The following is a 17,085-nucleotide window of genomic DNA, read 5'->3' on the forward strand; positions in this document are numbered from 1 at the left end:
AAAAATCAACCAATCATAAAAATAATTTCAAAAAAATTTTTTCTAAGATGGTTGATTTTTTTCAAAAAACCCGTTTTATACCGTTTCACAAATCCATGTGTTTTATACCTGAGGCTCCCAACCGTTTAATACAATATCTATTCAATGAAAATATCATATTATTCAAAAAATTGATTTATTTATGGAGGAATTTGTCATATTTTGTTGAATATTTATTATATCTGCATGACGACTCATTTTTAGGAGGGAAACCTATGGGACAGGAAAAGCTAAAATTAAAGGATGTACTTGATTTAGATTTATTGCAGCAGTTCCAAGATACCTTTGCAAAAGCTATGGGAATGGCCAGCCTTACAGTAGATGAAGTAGGCCCTGTAACAAAGCCCAGCAATTTTACAGAATTCTGCATGGAATTGACGAGAAAAACAAATAAAGGATTGTCCCTTTGCAATCACTGTGATATTACTGGTGGAAAAGAAGCTGCTAAAACGGGAAAGCCTGCAATATATCACTGCCATGCGGGATTAATGGATTTTGCAGCGCCTATTATTATTGATGGAGAGCAGGTTGGCGCAATGTTAGGTGGACAGGTATTGCCTGCACCTCCCGATGAAGAGAAATTTAGAAAGATTGCAGAAGATATTGGCGTAGATCCTGATCAATATATCTCTGCCTTAAAAAAAATCAGAGTCGTGCCAGAGGAAAGCATCAAAGCGGCAGCTCAACTGCTTTATATCGTTGCCAATGCCTTATCAAAAATAGGATTTCAGAGAAATCAAATTCTTCATTCCTCTAATGACCTAGAGACGCTATCCAGTGAGATGTTTGATAAAATTAAACTTTTATCAAACGAATTTGCAAACGTTTCCTCCCAAATAGAATTCCTATTTAGTACATTCAATGGCTTATTAGAAGCATCTGCAACCTCAAAGGAAAAGGTTATGGAAACAGACGCGATTCTAGGATTTATAAGAAATGTTGCTGGACAAACCAACCTATTGGGTTTAAATGCTGCCATTGAAGCTGCTCGAGCCGGAGAGCATGGTAGAGGTTTTGCAGTGGTTGCAGAGGAAGTTAGAAAGTTGGCTACCATTAGTGTTGATTCTGCTGGAAAAATTGAGAACATTTTAAAAAGTGTACAGGCTTCTATGAAGTCTATTGAGTCCGGCATCAATACTACAGGTGAAGTAATAGAAAACCACACAAAAACAATGGAAGAAATTGCAGTAGGAATAAAAGAAATGGAGAGATTTTCAAAAACCCTTCAGGAAATGACGAAAACAATGAAAACAAAAATTGAGGAATAATTGATTCTTTTATTAAATGTAGATATACGGGAGAATATAGCACAGATTTATCAATGCTCATATCCTCCCTTTTTATATACACACGTTCCTAAAATCGATATAATTAATATATGCTTACACGATTGCTCTGGATATAGAATGGAGAGGTGATAACCATGGAAAATTTTATTACATCCAGCTATTCTCGCCTTGAGGAGATTCAGCTTTCAATTTATGATGCTGAAATTATACATTATGGGGGAAACCAGTACTGGTTTTCAAAAAAAAACCATCAGCTTAGCGGTTGTGGTCCCGTTGCCGCAGCCAATATCACTGCATATTTATCACAAACCTTTCCAGATAAATTTAGTAATCTATATCCTTTCAAAGGTGTGCTCAACAAAAAGGATTTCATGGAGCATATGGTTGAGATTCGTAAATATGTAAAGCCAGGAATATTTGGGCTTACCTCTGTTCACCAGTTTTCTAACAATGTTTTATCTTTTGCACAAAGCAGAGGTGTATCTTTAGCACCTCATATTCTAGATGAAGATGCTGCCAGTATGCAGGACGCCATAAATTTTATTAACCAAGCGTTATCTCTAAAACTCCCTGTTGCCATTTTAGTCCTTACACATCCAGTAAAGGAATTTGAAGAGTACGCGTGGCATTGGATGACGATCACTCATTTGAGGCTGAATCCTGAGGATGGCAAATATTGTATTTCCGTATCAACCTATGGTGAATATCGGGAGATCGATTTGGATTTGCTTTGGAATCATAGGCGGCCAAAAGATATCATCAAGTTGGCCTATTTTACTTAATCAAGTTAGAAAAATATTCGAGATCGCTTTTAGCCTATAAACGCGAGCAGATACCATTGAATAAGTAAAAGTAAGTATCTTTATCCACTATCAAAGCACAAAATTAAATTATTTTATGGACGCTGCAATCTTTATTAGTTCACTTTTTGAAATTTCGCCTCTTCCTGATAACATGTAAAGAACATTATCCGCTTCCCAATCAATACTTCTACCATCAGATATAATAGCATCTATCCCATTAATTTTTACTTGTTCGATTTTGCCATCTGTTGCCATCCCATAGGCTGTTTCCTCATCGGCAAATCTTTGCTGCATGTAGATGTATTTTCCTGTTTCTTCATTGGTAAATATCAAACCAATGTATTTACTATTATTTACAAGACCCTTCTCATCTTTGTACAATTCTGCTCGATCAAATTTATACCCGACTGGTAAGTAGCTAGGAAGATTCACTTGAAAGCAGGTATACTTGTTTAATTCTTTAGGATCCTTTATTTCTAGTATCCCTTCTTGCCGCATTTTTTTATCCTGTGATACGGTTACGATTTCACCATTTGTCAAATAAGCAATTTCTTCTCCCTCAGCCGTATACATTTTCCTAGCGCTTTCTTTTGAAAACACATCTATCGGCTTTCCATCTTTATCAAAAATTTTCCCTTTCAGTTCTTTTGGAACAGGAACGGTTTCTGTCTTGGGCGTCTCTGTCTGCATAATCGTTATATGTCCAAGGGATATTACATTTCTCACTTTTTCCGCAAAATCCTGGGCAAAGGATGTCTGCATGATAGAAATACCCATTATACATACAAGCACTAATGATGCTGCTGCAATCCCAGTCCCTTTGATTATATTTAATTTTTTTATCATATTGTTCTCCTTATACTCATTGAGATTTTGTAGTGTTTTATTAAACACAGCTTCCTTATCGCTGTCTTTGCTAAAATCTTTATCTGTCAAAGTCTTACCTAATTCTAAAAGTTCCTTGCATTCTTCCGCTTGTGACGCATCATACTCTTTTATCCCTTTTAGATAGGCATCTAATTCTATAGTAAATTTGTTTTCTATATTTTTTTTAATCATATCTAGCCCTCACTTTCTATCTCCTTTTTTAACTTCCTCATTGCGCGATATAGGATTACTCCAACATTGCTTTCTGTAATATCTAACACCTCTGCGATTTCCCTATTTTTTAGATCTGCACCAAACTTAAGGGCAATCATATTCCGCTCCCTTACATCCAAGGTATCCAAAGCCTGCAAAAGTTTGTCATTCGTTTCTGCTGCGACGATTATGGTTTCAGGTGTTTTTTCTCTTGATATAAATTCCTTGAGCGTATCGATGGAGAATAGTTTATTCTTTTTCTGGCTTCTGAAGTAGTCATTTACTACATTTCTAACGATAGCAAATAACCATACTTCAAATGGTGCTTTGCCTCCAGAATATGTATTGATTTTTAACATAATCTTTTCGAAGACCTGACTGGCTAAATCTTCTGCTGTATAGCGACAGCTTACACGATAATATATATAGTTGTAGACCCTTTTGTAATAGGTTTCAAAAATATACGCAGCCTCTTCCTCCATACAGTGATTTTCTTGGATTTCTTTATTCCCTAAGGAATTACACCCCGCAAACTGCTGCATCGGTTTATATCCCTCCTCTCTTGAATCATTTCCCTTAGCTAAGTCTTTCATATGTTAATACGTCAAGTTCGTTATTTCATTACATAGATTCTAAAATATAGTTTTTTTATATCTTAGGCATATTCTTCTGTCAAGCAACATAATTCTGACATAGATGCAATATTCTGAATAGGTTACAGCTACATTCACGATCCAACAAGTTTAACGATCTAAGCATCCTCATGTGAAATACAATCCATCGGTTTCTATACAAAGGGGGAAATATTATGAGTCAAAAGAGTCCTATATGGACAAGACAAGGTTACATTGGAGCTAAGATCCTTCATTCAAACATTAGAAGCGGCAATTACAAACTAATCTTTGCCGGTTCCGAGCCTTTAGAAGGTGAACAGTGGAAAATTCATTTTATCTTAAGTTATTCCTCATACAATTCTACCCACCAGAACATTGCCTATAGTTCTAATTTTTACATCCCTGCCAAACCAGGGCAACATATTCGATTTGAACCCTATTTAGGAATTACTGAAGATGCAAACATAGAATATCGTCCTCGTGATCTCGTTCGTTATCAACACTTCTATCCTGTACAGTTTATCAAACCTATCCGCATAGAAATTGATTCTCTGTATTATGAAGTTCATTGTATTTAATGAAAGTTCCGTTTTATTCTGGACAGAATCAAAATAAATATAGGCAGTAAAACAGCTCCTGCATGTGTTGGTGCAGGAACTGTTTTACTGCCTATCTATCGTTTAGATTTCAATTCCCATTATTGCTCTACAACGATCTTCTTCCTGGATAGCTCTATCCTCCTACTCTTTATATATCTATAAATCATTGTCCCTAGAAAACCGCCCATTACGCCTCCTACCGCAGCAAAACCTAGGGCCATCACTACTTTCAACGGTGAATTAAATCCAAAGGGCGCCAGTAACCCAGGAATGGGTGAGGCTGTTCCTGGTGCATTGTTGATGATTCTAAAATATGCTGCTGCGATACCCGCCAAACCACCACCAATAAAATCAGAAAAGTATATAGGAAACGCGTTTTTCGTAACAATATCTGCCTGTGTGAGAGGTTCTAGCATCACTGCAATCACATTACTGGAATCTCCTATTTTCAGTTTCTTAAAGACAACACCATTGGTAAACGCTCCCCCAAAGCTGGCAATGGCAGCTATTCCCATGGCTAACCCCTGTAATCCCAGCATTGCCGTTAGTGCCATAGAGCTCAACGGAGATGTGCATATCACCTTAATAATTCCGCCTAGCAAAAATCCCATGATATAAGGAGATTGATCCGCTGCCACAGCAATCATATTCCCTATACTTAAAAGTGTATTATTCACGATCGGTGTAACCATCACTGCAATCCATCTGGAGACTGGAGCAATAATGAGCGCTCCTGCAATGATATCTACCCCTTTCAGAAGCTTTTTTTCTAATATAGGTCCAAACAGTCCTACCATGTATCCTGCCACAAATCCTGGCAATATGCCCACCTTTGCTACTGCTGCACCTGCCACTACGGCATAAACGGGATTTACACCCATATGGATTGCTACAAGAATTGTCGCAATCGGCCCCCCCATGCTCCCTGAAGCATTGCCCACCTCTCCTAAGAATTGAAAGTGTAGAAAATCTCCGCTGATATATTTATGGATGGCTTCTACTAAAAATGTCGCGACTGCAGCACCCGCAAGGCCAGACATTGCTCTATCTCCTTTTGGTGCCTTCAAGCTAAATCCTGAAAATACAATCAATACCAACAACAATAAGCCCATTCCTTTTACAATCTCTAACATTACAATCCCTCCAATAGAATATTCATAATAAATTCCCAAGATATGGGCAAAAAAGGACAGGGAGTAAAGCAGCATAGAAAATTCTATGCTGCTTTACTCCCTGTCCTTTTATCTGAAAGCTTCCTTACGCCGTAAGTTACTCCTTCGATGTCCCGTTCTTTGGATCTCTCCAGGGTTGTGTCAAATCATTGTATTATTACCTGAAAGTTTCAAAATAGATTATGCGCAAAATCTATTTCTTGCTTCTACGGTCATCCCTCTAGAATATCTCCAATGATTCTCAACCACCTATTCAGTTGTTTCTTTTCTCAAACAGAAAAAGAAGATTTTGGTACTCCATCAGGGATTCGAACCCTGGACCCCCTGATTAAGAGTCAGGTGCTCTAGCCAGCTGAGCTAATGGAGTACAACTATATATTTCTTATATGATCATATTACTCTTTAAAAACTTTTTCGTCCATATAATTAAATTTTTTCTATCATTCTATTTTCTCTATAGATTTTTTTGATTCTTCCTGAAAAGATACGCTATGCTTCGACCATCTTTTTCTTCTCAACAATCTTCTTAAAACCAGAAATCGCCACCATGAAACCGAGACCAACCAGAAGTACTGCAAATACAAGCTGCAGTCCATCACTCTGAATTACAAAGTCATTGCTAACAAACAACTTATTGTAAATTTTAAAGATTGTTTGGCCAAGGGCTGTAAATGTTACTGCAAGCATGATGACCATTGGCGCCCATAGCATAAAGCCTTTACGATTTGTCTTTTTTAGGAATACTGCCAATGCAATTAATGCAAGGGCAGAAAGCAGCTGATTTGCTGACCCGAACAAAGGCCAAATATTTTGATATCCCACCACTGCAAGCAAATATCCTAGGAATAAAGTAATCGCCGTTGCAAAATATTTATTGGTGAATACTGTATACACAATAGACTTATTTTTTTCATCGATTTCATCATCCAAAAACAATTCTTGGAAGGAAAGGCGTCCTACTCGAGCCACAGAATCCAGCGATGTTAATGCAAAGGCAGACACTGCAAGGGTAATGATTGTAAAAGTCGCCGTTTCTGGAAGGCCTAGAACACTGAGGAACCCAGAAATCGCTTGCGCAAAAATGGTTGGTGGCGTACCCTGTGGAAGTTTTCCCCCTACTGCCAATGCACCTACAGTAATTAACGCAATTACAGCAAGTACACATTCAAGCAACATCGCTCCAAAAGAAATAGGCAGCATGTCCTTTTCATTTTGAATTTGTTTAGAACTTGTTCCCGATGCAACCAATGCATGGAAGCCTGAAACTGCACCACATGCAATCGTGACAAACAATACAGGAAACATCATTTGCCCGTTTACATTAAATCCTGAAAATGCAGGAAGATGGATTGTCGGATTCGCAACAATTACTCCTACAACTGCACAAGCCATCATAGCAACCAATAAGAAAGAATTTAAATAATCCCTTGGTTGAAGCAATGCCCACACAGGGGTAACGGATGCAACGAATACATACGCAAATACAAAATAGAGCCATGCAGTTTTAACAACATATATTGGGAAAGCCAATCCCAGTACAATGGAAGCAACTAAAAGTCCAATCCCTACAATATTGGCAACTAAAGAAGATGGCTTCTTGTAGTAGGTAAAAAGTCCAAAGGTCACTGCAGCTACAATGAACAACAGGGATGTTGTGGCAGTCGATCCATTTGCTACGTTCAATGCCCCTTCAGCAGTAAAACCATTAAAGGTACCTGCAACGATATCTGCAAAAGCAGCAACAACCAGAATAGAGAATAACCATACAAAAAGTAGGAAAAGTCTCTTACCTGTTTTACCAATATAGAGTTCAATGATATATCCTACACTACGTCCTTTGTTTTTAACGGAAGCATACATTGCTGCAAAATCCTGTACTGCCCCAAAGAAAATTCCTCCAATAAGAATCCATAAAAGCACGGGAACCCAGCCAAACATTGCGGCAATAATTGGTCCATTAATCGGCCCTGCCCCTGCAATCGATGCAAACTGATGACCAAACACGACGCCAGATTTTGCCGGTACATAATCTACACCATCCTGCATCTCATATGCAGGAGTTTTTGCATTGGGATCAATCCCCCAGGTTTTTGCAAGCCATCTACCATAGGTAAGATATGCTCCGCCTAAAATAATAATTGCCATTACCATCATTACTACACCATTCATTTAACTTTCTCTCCTTTCAAAATTTTTGTTAAGATTGTGACGGAACCGTCCACATTTTCAACAGAAGACCGAAAAAAAGCAATAAAAAAACCTTCATCTCCTAAAAAATAAGAGACGAAGGCTATGCTCCGCGTTACCACTCTTGTTGTTGTAAAACAACCCCTCTATCATATCTTACAAGCGTTAAAAACTTGTGCAATACGTTTCTTTTTAACGGTAGAAAACCGGTCGCACCTAATTGGCCATTGCCTTTCAGCTAACTGCTCACAGGGGATATAAATTTTGGAATTCACATCGTCTCCCACCACCCGACGACTCTCTGGAATGAATCGATCAAAATTACTGTTCCTGTTCTTCGCATTTTTCGTCTTCTGTTGACATTTATTTTACCACCCTCAAAAACCATTGTCAACAATATTCAAAAAAAACAGACAATAAAATTTTAACCAATATTATCCTTACTCTCCTGAATTCGTTTAATCGTTTTTTACTTAATTCATCCGTCCCACTTGCACCTACAATGATTTTTCGATAAAAAACTAATATTTTTCGTAATGCACTATTTCCTGCAACGATTTTCTCGCTGTATTGTGTCTATCAGGAGATGCCTTCTCTCCCGCCGGATATCCTATGGCTAAAATATTTACTGCTTCAATATGCTCAGGCAAACCAAATTCTGCTCTCAAAATTTCAGGGTTAAAGTGGCAGATCCACACCGTTCCTAGCCCTAGTTCAGCTGCTTGCAGCATCATGTGGTCTGTTACAATACTCACATCAATATCTAATACGTCCTTCCCATCAAAGGAGCGCTTCCATGATACGTTGTGATCACCACATACGATAATTGCAAGGGGAGCTCCATATGCATTGGCACATTTTTTCAGTTTGTCTAATCCCTCTTGAGTTTCCACAACAATCAGGCTATGGGGTTGAAAATTTGCCGCTGTTGGCGCAACTCTTCCTGCTTCAAGTATCTTACTTAACTTCTCTTCTTCTACTTTTCTTGTGTCATACTTACGCACTGAATAACGACTCTTTGCTAATTCAAGGAATTCCATTATTATACTCTCCTTCCATATTCATCTATATGGGTATCATATATAAACCCGCTTATTTTATCAAGTACGCACTATTTTGTAATATAGTACCAAAAAGTATACTGTTTTAAGCAGACGAAATGCCCTAGTGGTTTATGTACACTCTATTTTCATTAATAAAATACTGTATTTATATATTTCCACGAATTACCTTCTTTTTTCCTCAATCTCATCTAATGCTTCTACATACGCCTCCATCGTCTTCTCATCAAAACATACCATAACAACTTTATCTATGCTGCTGTTTCCGTTCAAAAATCTAAATATCTCTCCCAAAGCAATTTTTGCTGCACGTCTTACAGGAAATCGGTACACACCTGTACTAATCGATGGAAAAGCAATTGTTTTTATCCCATTCTCTATTGCAAGCTCCAAGGAATTTCGATAACATGCTGCAAGAAGCTGGTCTTCATTATCATTTCCACCATGCCAGACCGGGCCTACCGTATGGATGACATACTTTGCAGGCAGATTATACCCTTTTGTAATCTTTGCCCTTCCAGTTTCGCAGCCATTCAATTTGCGGCATTCCTCGAGAAGTTCCGAACCTGCAGCCCGGTGTATGGCACCGTCTACGCCTCCACCGCCGAGGAGCGTATTGTTTGCGGCATTTACAATAGCATCCGCTTTAATTTTTGTTATATCATCCAAAATTATATGCATACGTCCCATTGTTATTTCCTTCCCTTATCTTTTTATGACTATTATACAATATTTTCCTAAAAAATAGACTACCCCGACTTCAGTGCCGATTTATATCGTACAACTTTTAGTTTCTTAGAATAGCTGTTCTTTGATTTTCTGCAATTTGTGTATCTCCTCAAATATTATCCTTATTCCAGTTTTCATTTGATCCTTTGTAAGTTTCGAAATGCATATTCTAAAAGCATTTTCACTTCTATTATTCCCAATAAAAAAATAGTCAGCAGGAGAAATAAAGATATTTCTTTCCCTTAATCTTTTCTCTAAAATATTTATATTTATAGCATTTGACAGCTTTATCCAAACAAAAAATCCTGTTTCAGGAATTTTAAATTCTACCTCTGTCATGTTTAGATTCTCAACACATTCTCTGAAACAGTCCATTTTTTTTCGATATTCTAATTGAGCTTTTCGAATATGATGTTTATACATCCCGCTATTTATAAAAATTTCTAAGGCTCCCTGGGCCAATACGGAAGTATTTAGGTCATGACATCGTTTATGTTTTGAAAACTCCTTTCTCAACTTTTCATGTAGTACAACTGCGCCAATTCTGATTCCAGGCATAAATGCTTTTGAAAAACTCTTCACATAAATCGTTCTCTGGAATATATCATAATAATGGACAGGCAGTGCCTTTTTGTCCATATCAATATCTGCAAGGTAATCATCTTCAACAATATAGGTATCGTATTTCTCCGCCAACTGCACAATCTCTCTCTTTACTTTTTCTGAATAGCTCATTCCTAAAGGATTGTGCAATCTAGGAATTGTATAGAAAAACTTAATATCCTCATTTTTAAGAATCATTTCTAATTGATTCAAATCTATTCCCTCTTGATTTCTACTGATTCCAATCAACTTTATTCCGTTTAATGCTACAAGCTCCTGCATTAATCCATAGGTAGGTTGTTCCACTAAAATATTTCTCTTATTATTGGGAAAATGCATTTTGGCCAATATGCTTAGGGCTTGCTGGGCTCCTGAAGTGATAAAAATATTATCGGCTGAAGTAAATATTTGATGCTCGCTGAAATGATTCAAAAGTGCTTTTCTTAAAGATTTCAAGCCCTGGGCATCTCCATAAGAAAATAAACTATCTTTATACAATTCTACTGCCCTGTTTATGCAATGATTAAATTCTTTATAAGGAAGCAATTTGGGATCTGGCATTACTTCTGAAAAATCAATGCTGTCGTATTCATCATGATTCCCAGGATTCTTTTCTACTAAATAAAATCCTCCCTTGGGAATAGAATATATCTTATGATTCAATTCAAGCTCCTGATAAGCCCGTATTACAGTGGATTTATTGCAGCCATATTTTTCAGCCAAAAACCGAATGGAGGGCAGTCTATCTCCTTGGTTTACATGCTTTTCTGCGATAAGTCTTTCGATATACCCTATGATCAGTTCATATTTCTTTTTCATCATCTCACCTCAGCATGATTATTTGAGCACTTCTATGCCAATCGATTAAAAGGCATAGATGGTTCTATACCGGTACAGAGGTATTTCTTTGGCATTGTACCGTATATTTCCAGTATATATAATTGAATCATAATAGGAAATAAATTTGTTGCTGGAAAAGGAGGATTCTATGAGTAATAAAAAATTAGAGCACATATTGAATTGTCACCCAATGATGAAGGCAGACATCACAAAGGGTGAGAACACCTATCTATTCGATAGTTTCGGCAAAAAGATTATCGATTTTGAAGCTGGAATATGGTGTGCAGCGTTAGGCCATAGCCATCCAAGAGTCAATGCCGCTATGATTGAACAGATTAATAAAATCGTACATCTCCACCATAAGCTGACTTCTGACATTGCAGAAGCTTTGGCTGTAAATTTGCTTGAATTATTTCATTTCCAAGATGGGCGAGCTGTATTTTTGAGTTCTGGCAGTGAGGCTGTAGAATTATCCATACGACTTTCAAGGCTAATTTTACCCAATAAAAAAAACCTGACATTCTCTACCTCATATCTATCTGCCTTCTTCAACTCAGGAATTCCTCGTAATAAAGAACAGTGGGTTGAAATAGATTTTCTACAATGCAGCAACTGTCCAAACACAGAATGTACTATAGAATGCAATCTGCTCAACCGAATCGAATTCAGTAATATTTCAGCATTTATTCTAGAACCTGCCATGTGCGGAAGAGTTCTTTTCCCACCCTATAAACTGGTTAAATGTTTAGAAAAAGAAGTGAAGAATCATGGAGGTATGATCGTTGCAAATGAAGTTACGACGGGATTTGGAAGAACCGGAAAATGGTTTGGATATAATCACTACGATGTAGCACCAGATATAATAGCGCTAGGAAAATCCCTTGGCAATGGCTATCCAATCAGCGCTGTAGTCATGAGCCATGATGTTGCCTATCAGGTTGAAATAAAAAATTTTATCTATGCACAATCCCATCAAAATGATCCTCTTGGATGTGCTACTGCAAATGAAGTTCTCAATGTTTTTAAAGAGGATCAGATAATCGACCGTTCGATCCGCGTCGGAGAATTTTTTAAGGATTATTTATTGGAAATTCAGCAAACCTGCCCTGTCGTAAAAGATGTCAGGGGAAGAGGTCTTATGCTGGCAGTAGAACTAAGCATTGAAAATGCTGCAGAATGGATAGCTGAGAAGATGTTGAAAAAAGGCTATTTTATTGGAATTGTTCCCCAGGCAAATGTATTACGATTTTCTCCGGCATTGACGATCACAAAACACGATATCATCAGTATGTGTAAAGATCTTAAATCTTTATTGAATGAGCTAAAAGTATAGGAGCGTACTCGTTATGGATAAAAATCGAAAAAAAGCAATCAAATATATGATCATAGCATCAGTTCTATGGAGTATTGGAGGACTATTTATTAAGCTTGTAGACTGGCATCCCATGGCAATCGCCGGTGGCCGCAGCGGTATTGCCGCAGTAGTTATGCTTTGCTATTTAAGAAAGCCTAATGTACGTACAAAGAAGCTTACGTTACTCGGTGCATCTGCCTATGCCGCCCTTCTGATATTGTTCGTGACCGCCAATAAACTGACCACTTCAGCCAATGCTATCCTATTACAATTCACCGCACCCATATGGGTGGCATTATTTTCACGCTGGTTTTTAAAGGAGAGGGTTCAAAAATCAGATTGGGCTGCTATCATCGCGGTCATGTTAGGGATGGTCCTGTTTTTTATTGGTGACTTGCGTACAGGTCATATGCTAGGGAATCTTATTGCTGTATTGAGCGGTATTGCTATGGCTAGTATGATTATTCTTCTAAAGCTTCAGAATGAAGGTTCTCCAGTGGAAATAACATTATTAGGCAATATATTTACTTTTGTCATTGGTTTACCGTTTTTCTTCTCATCTATTCCAAGCTGGAGCAGTCTTTTTGCACTGCTAATATTAGGTATATTTCAGCTAGGGATTTCTTATATTTTATATACAGTTGCAATTCCACATGTATCAGCAATTGAGGCAATTTTGATTCCTGTCATTGAGCCTTTGCTCAATCCGATTTGGGTATTCTGGTTTACAAGGGAGCTGCCTGGACACCATGCGCTTTGGGGAGGTATGATTGTTATTCTTGCGATAACGATCAGAAGCATATATCAAGCAAGGAAAGACAGCCCTAGCTTGCAACAGAATTGAAGCTCATATTTCATCATTTCTTCAATAATAGATATATGAAATAGGGTGCACCGATTAAAGCAACCATAATACCTGCCGGAATACCCTCGGGTTCAACCATGTGGCGTCCGATTGTGTCTGCAAATAATAACAGCCATCCGCCAAGCAAAACAGCAACGGGAATAGACAATTGATTTCTAGGTCCTACTAAAGCCTTGGCCATATGTGGCGCCATCAATCCAATAAATGCAATACTTCCTGTGGCAGATACTGCAGAAGCTGCTAATGCCACAGCTGCTAATAGGAGTTGAATCCGCTCCTTTTCAATGGATACACCAACGCCAATGGCCACTGCTTCGTTCAATCCAAGAATGTTTAATCGATTTGCTTTGTATAACGTAAAAGGAATCAGGATGGCTAACCATGGAAGGATCGCCAAAATGAAGGGCCAATCAGCTCCCCAAATACTTCCTGCCAGCCATTTTGCAATAAAATCTACTTTTATACGCTCCGCAGATGAAATAAGAACAATCATCAATCCAGAAAGTGCCGTTGAGCATCCAACGCCAATAAGAACCAACCTTGTAGGTTGAAGACCTTCAGGCTTGTGATAGGAAAACAGATAAATGACACAAGCCGTAATGAGAGCTCCCGCAAAAGCAACTAGGGGGAGCACAAAACCAAATACGCCTCCACTGATAGGAAAAAATAAATAGAAAACAGTAATGGCAACACCAGCTCCAGCGTTAATACCTATCATACCTGGATCGGCTAAATCGTTGCGTGTAACGCCTTGCAAAATGGCACCAGATAAAGAAAGCGCCATACCAGCCAACAATGTAATGATGATTCGTGGCAGTCGAACAGAGAATAAAACAAATTCCTCTTTAAAAGTGCCTTGACCGAGAAGCGTCGGAATCAGGCGATCATAAGATAGTGAAGCGTATCCCATTCCCATCCCGGTAACAATTGTAATGATGATTAGTGCTAGTAAGGCATATAAAATCAATCGCTGTTTCTTTATTAAAGTGGGTTGAATCATGAGAACACTTTTCCTCCTTTATGCACAATAACTAGGAAGAATGGGATACCCATCATTGATACAATGGCTGCTACAGGTGTTTCATATGGTGCGTTGATCGTACGCCCAAGTGTATCGGCAAAAAGCATTAAGGTGGCTCCTGAAATGGCTGACATGGGTATGACAAATCGATAATCGGTTCCCACCATTGCACGAACCACATGAGGTATCATTAAACCGATGAATACCATATTTCCAACAAGAGCAACGGAAGCTCCTGCTAATAAAATAATCACTACAAAAAGTACCATTTTTATCTGGGTTGTCTTTTGCCCTAATCCAACGGCCACTTCTTCTCTCAAACTAAGAATGGTAAGCTGTCTTGAAAGAAAAACAGCAATAAGTATACCAATTGAAATAACTGGAATAACGATGCGAAGCTGACTCCATGAGGTGCCAATCAACCCTCCCGCCGTCCACTGAGATACTTCCTTTGAGATTTTATAGTAAATACCGATGCCTTCTGCCAAGGCGTATAAAAATGTTGAAATGGCTACACCCGCTAATACAATTCGAAAAGGGGAAAACCCACCTTTTTTTATGGAACTAATGCCAAAAACAAAAGTAACACCAACAGCCGCTCCAATAAAACAAGCGATAATGATTCCCAAATAGCCAGCCGAAGGGAAAAATGCAATTGTAAAAGCCAGCGCGGCATTGGCACCAGCAGTTAATCCAAGCAAACCTGGATCAGCAAGGGGATTTTTAGTCATTCCTTGCATAATCGCGCCAGACACAGACAATGCAGCACCAACAAAAGCTGCTGCAATTTCACGGGGTAAGCGGATCTCGCGGATGATCAAGATTTTATCTCCCACTGCATTCGTTGTAAGTGCAGCCCAGACATCTTTAACAGAGATATCTGCTGCCCCCAGCACCATGGCCACAAAAAACATTCCAACAAATGCAAGTATTGTCAAGAACAGTTTATATGCAAATAGAATGAAACGTTGATTTTCTTTCATCTTCACTCGCTCATCTTTCCTATTATAGAATAAAGGAGGAGATATTTTCTGTTAAGATATCCTCTCCCAACATTAGTTACCAAGAAAACTCTTCTTAAAGAAGTCTAGCTGGTACTCTAACGTAAGTGGATCATTAAAATAAAACTCTTCAGAATTGACTTCAAACACACGATTACTCTTCACAGCAGGAATATTTTTGTACGTATCAGTTTCCTGGAATGAATTGTCCGCATCTGGATTTTTACTGAAGATTAAATAGTCTCCCGCAAACTCAGGTAAAACCTCAGGTGATAATGCATAATACCCCTCTTTTAAAGCCATCTCTTTTACTTTCTCTGGCATGTTTAATTTCATCTCTTGATAAAGAATCTCTGTGCCGCGTCCCCAATTATCACCGAATACATAAAGCTCTTTTTCAAAGGTTTCTATAACAGAAATCGTTGCCTCTGCTCCAATTTTCGCTTTGATCTCTTCTCCAGCCTTTTGTGCGCGTGTTTTAAAATCATCAATCCAAGCTTGGGCTTCTTTTTCTTTATTCAGCAGTTTGCCAACTTCCAAAAACTGTGTTAAATAATCGACTTCTCCATATGTAAACGTGACGGTAGGGGCAATTTTATTTAACTTTTCAACATTGTTAATACTTGATAAAGCAATAATTAAATCCGGCTCTAATTCAAGAATTTTTTCTAAACTTTCATCTGTTACTTCTTCAACATCTTTTAATTTATCTGCAAAACGTGGATTCATTTTTGACCAAGGATCTGCACCAACAAGATTTACATCTAATGCCATTACGCTTCCTGCAAAAGAATGAAAAAGTACGACTACCCGCTGTGGGTCAGCAGGAACTTCAATAGGGCCATTCTCAGATTCATATATGATGGTTTCTGGTTTATTTTCCTTTGGAGCAGAAGTGCTCTCTTTTCCTGTTGATTGGCTACTGCAAGCACTAATAATTAATACAAATATCAGTAGTATAGGAATGAATATTTTTTTCATTTTTCCACTCTCCTTTTAATAAATTGTATGTAATACACATGGGCTTGTTTGTCCGGGGATCTCTACCAATTTCAGCATCAATATGGAATACTTCCTTCAGCACGCTCTGATTCATAACTTCTTCGCAATCTCCAGCTTTCACGATTTTTCCGTCTTTTAAAGCGATAATATAGTCTGCAAACCGAGCAGCTTGATTTAAATCATGAAGAACCATTACAATAGTCCTCCCCTGTTCCACATTCAGCTTTTGCAAAAGTTCTAATACTTCTAGTTGATGGGCCATATCTAAATAGGTTGTCGGTTCATCCAGAAATATGATTTCGGTTTCTTGCGCAAGGGCCATTGCAATCCAGACACGCTGCCGTTGACCTCCTGATAATGCATCTATAGCACGGAACTTAAAATCTTTTGTCCCTGTTACTTCAAGCGCCCAATCGATGATTTCATGATCTTTTTTAGTTAAACGTCCAAAGCCTTTTTGATAGGGAAAACGGCCATAGGACACTAGCTCTCCCACTGTTAATCCGCTTGCACCCTCTGGTGTTTGTGGAAGAATGGCCATTTTTTTAGCCAGTATTTTTGTGTTTTCTTTCAAGATATTTTTTCCATCTAAAATGACTGCCCCAGATTGATGGGAAATAATGCGAGTGATTGCTTTCAATAATGTAGATTTTCCACAGCCATTGGAACCAATAATCGTAGTAATTTTTTTATTTGGAATTTCTACACTGAGATCTTTCACAACTAAACGTTCACCATAGCCAATGTTTATGCTTTCTGTATATAGGCGAACCATAATGTAACCTCCATTTTTAAAAATTTAAAAAATAAATGTTAATGATTATCA

The 17,085-nt window shown here is 38.1% G+C and carries 16 protein-coding genes, 1 tRNA gene, 1 riboswitch and 1 other annotated feature; of the genes, 5 read left to right on the top strand and 12 right to left on the bottom strand.

Annotated features, from left to right (window positions below; translation table 11 throughout):
• Positions 1–254 precede the first annotated feature (254 nt).
• Positions 255–1,307 carry a PocR ligand-binding domain-containing protein gene (locus tag HNQ80_RS02660; RefSeq protein WP_184307919.1) on the top strand — a complete coding sequence of 351 codons (1,053 nt, stop codon included), beginning with the start codon at positions 255–257 and terminating at the stop codon, positions 1,305–1,307.
• 155 nt (positions 1,308–1,462) lie between these two features.
• Positions 1,463–2,110 carry a hypothetical protein gene (locus tag HNQ80_RS02665; RefSeq protein WP_184307921.1) on the top strand — a complete coding sequence of 216 codons (648 nt, stop codon included), beginning with the start codon at positions 1,463–1,465 and terminating at the stop codon, positions 2,108–2,110.
• Between the two features lie 108 nt (positions 2,111–2,218).
• Here the strand turns inward: HNQ80_RS02665 and HNQ80_RS02670 are convergent, their stop codons facing one another.
• Both HNQ80_RS02670 and HNQ80_RS02675 read right to left on the bottom strand, forming a co-directional pair.
• Complete coding sequence (locus HNQ80_RS02670; RefSeq protein ID WP_184307923.1) at positions 2,219–3,190, bottom strand: DUF4367 domain-containing protein; 972 nt, start codon at positions 3,188–3,190, stop codon at positions 2,219–2,221.
• A 2-nt stretch (positions 3,191–3,192) separates the two neighbouring features.
• The gene (locus HNQ80_RS02675) at positions 3,193–3,753 is read right to left on the bottom strand and encodes a sigma-70 family RNA polymerase sigma factor (RefSeq protein WP_184307925.1); all 561 of its coding nucleotides are present in this window, start codon (positions 3,751–3,753) and stop codon (positions 3,193–3,195) included.
• A gap of 266 nt (positions 3,754–4,019) precedes the next feature.
• Between HNQ80_RS02675 and HNQ80_RS02680 the strand changes: the two genes are divergently transcribed.
• A complete protein-coding gene (locus HNQ80_RS02680) occupies positions 4,020–4,403 on the top strand; it encodes a hypothetical protein (RefSeq protein WP_184307927.1) in 384 nt (127 codons plus the stop codon).
• A 119-nt stretch (positions 4,404–4,522) separates the two neighbouring features.
• On the opposite strand, the gene HNQ80_RS02685 is transcribed toward HNQ80_RS02680, so the two are convergent.
• The 6 genes from HNQ80_RS02685 to HNQ80_RS02710 all read right to left on the bottom strand — a co-directional run bounded on the left by HNQ80_RS02685 (position 4,523) and on the right by HNQ80_RS02710 (position 10,995).
• Positions 4,523–5,557, bottom strand: coding sequence for a PTS sugar transporter subunit IIC (locus HNQ80_RS02685; RefSeq protein ID WP_184307929.1), 1,035 nt, complete (start codon positions 5,555–5,557; stop codon positions 4,523–4,525).
• A gap of 90 nt (positions 5,558–5,647) precedes the next feature.
• Positions 5,648–5,740, bottom strand: a riboswitch (glycine riboswitch).
• A gap of 146 nt (positions 5,741–5,886) precedes the next feature.
• A tRNA-Lys gene (locus HNQ80_RS02690) sits at positions 5,887–5,963 on the bottom strand.
• Between the two features lie 122 nt (positions 5,964–6,085).
• Entirely contained in the window at positions 6,086–7,765 is a 1,680-nt protein-coding gene (locus HNQ80_RS02695; RefSeq protein WP_184307931.1) for a carbon starvation CstA family protein, read from the bottom strand.
• Positions 7,766–7,872: 107 nt separating this feature from the next.
• Positions 7,873–8,130, bottom strand: a binding site (T-box leader).
• Between the two features lie 174 nt (positions 8,131–8,304).
• Positions 8,305–8,823, bottom strand: coding sequence for a nitroreductase family protein (locus HNQ80_RS02700; RefSeq protein WP_184307933.1), 519 nt, complete (start codon positions 8,821–8,823; stop codon positions 8,305–8,307).
• A 186-nt stretch (positions 8,824–9,009) separates the two neighbouring features.
• Positions 9,010–9,525, bottom strand: coding sequence for an O-acetyl-ADP-ribose deacetylase (locus HNQ80_RS02705; protein WP_330602734.1), 516 nt, complete (start codon positions 9,523–9,525; stop codon positions 9,010–9,012).
• Between the two features lie 114 nt (positions 9,526–9,639).
• A complete protein-coding gene (locus HNQ80_RS02710; protein ID WP_184307937.1) occupies positions 9,640–10,995 on the bottom strand; it encodes an aminotransferase-like domain-containing protein in 1,356 nt (451 codons plus the stop codon).
• A 169-nt stretch (positions 10,996–11,164) separates the two neighbouring features.
• Between HNQ80_RS02710 and HNQ80_RS02715 the strand changes: the two genes are divergently transcribed.
• Positions 11,165–12,349 carry a class-III pyridoxal-phosphate-dependent aminotransferase gene (locus tag HNQ80_RS02715; protein WP_184307939.1) on the top strand — a complete coding sequence of 395 codons (1,185 nt, stop codon included), beginning with the start codon at positions 11,165–11,167 and terminating at the stop codon, positions 12,347–12,349.
• Between the two features lie 13 nt (positions 12,350–12,362).
• Positions 12,363–13,214 (top strand): DMT family transporter, encoded by an 852-nt coding sequence (locus HNQ80_RS02720; protein ID WP_184307941.1) that lies wholly within the window; start codon positions 12,363–12,365, stop codon positions 13,212–13,214.
• 13 nt (positions 13,215–13,227) lie between these two features.
• On the opposite strand, the gene HNQ80_RS02725 is transcribed toward HNQ80_RS02720, so the two are convergent.
• From HNQ80_RS02725 to HNQ80_RS02740, 4 genes are all read right to left on the bottom strand, one after another.
• Positions 13,228–14,235 (bottom strand): FecCD family ABC transporter permease, encoded by a 1,008-nt coding sequence (locus HNQ80_RS02725; protein WP_184307943.1) that lies wholly within the window; start codon positions 14,233–14,235, stop codon positions 13,228–13,230.
• Positions 14,232–15,239, bottom strand: a complete 1,008-nt coding sequence (locus HNQ80_RS02730; protein WP_184307944.1) for a FecCD family ABC transporter permease — start codon at positions 15,237–15,239, stop codon at positions 14,232–14,234. The genes HNQ80_RS02725 and HNQ80_RS02730 overlap by 4 nt, the downstream gene beginning before the upstream one ends.
• Positions 15,240–15,311: 72 nt before the next feature.
• On the bottom strand, positions 15,312–16,238 hold the full coding sequence (locus HNQ80_RS02735) for an iron-hydroxamate ABC transporter substrate-binding protein (RefSeq protein ID WP_184307946.1): 927 nt from the start codon (positions 16,236–16,238) through the stop codon (positions 15,312–15,314).
• Positions 16,189–17,034, bottom strand: coding sequence for an ABC transporter ATP-binding protein (locus HNQ80_RS02740; protein ID WP_184307949.1), 846 nt, complete (start codon positions 17,032–17,034; stop codon positions 16,189–16,191). Before HNQ80_RS02740 ends, HNQ80_RS02735 begins: the two co-directional genes overlap by 50 nt.
• Between the last annotated feature and the right edge of the window lie 51 nt (positions 17,035–17,085).

Origin of the sequence: Anaerosolibacter carboniphilus (genome assembly GCF_014205875.1) — a bacterium.
Taxonomy (GTDB): domain Bacteria; phylum Bacillota; class Clostridia; order Peptostreptococcales; family Thermotaleaceae; genus Anaerosolibacter; species Anaerosolibacter carboniphilus.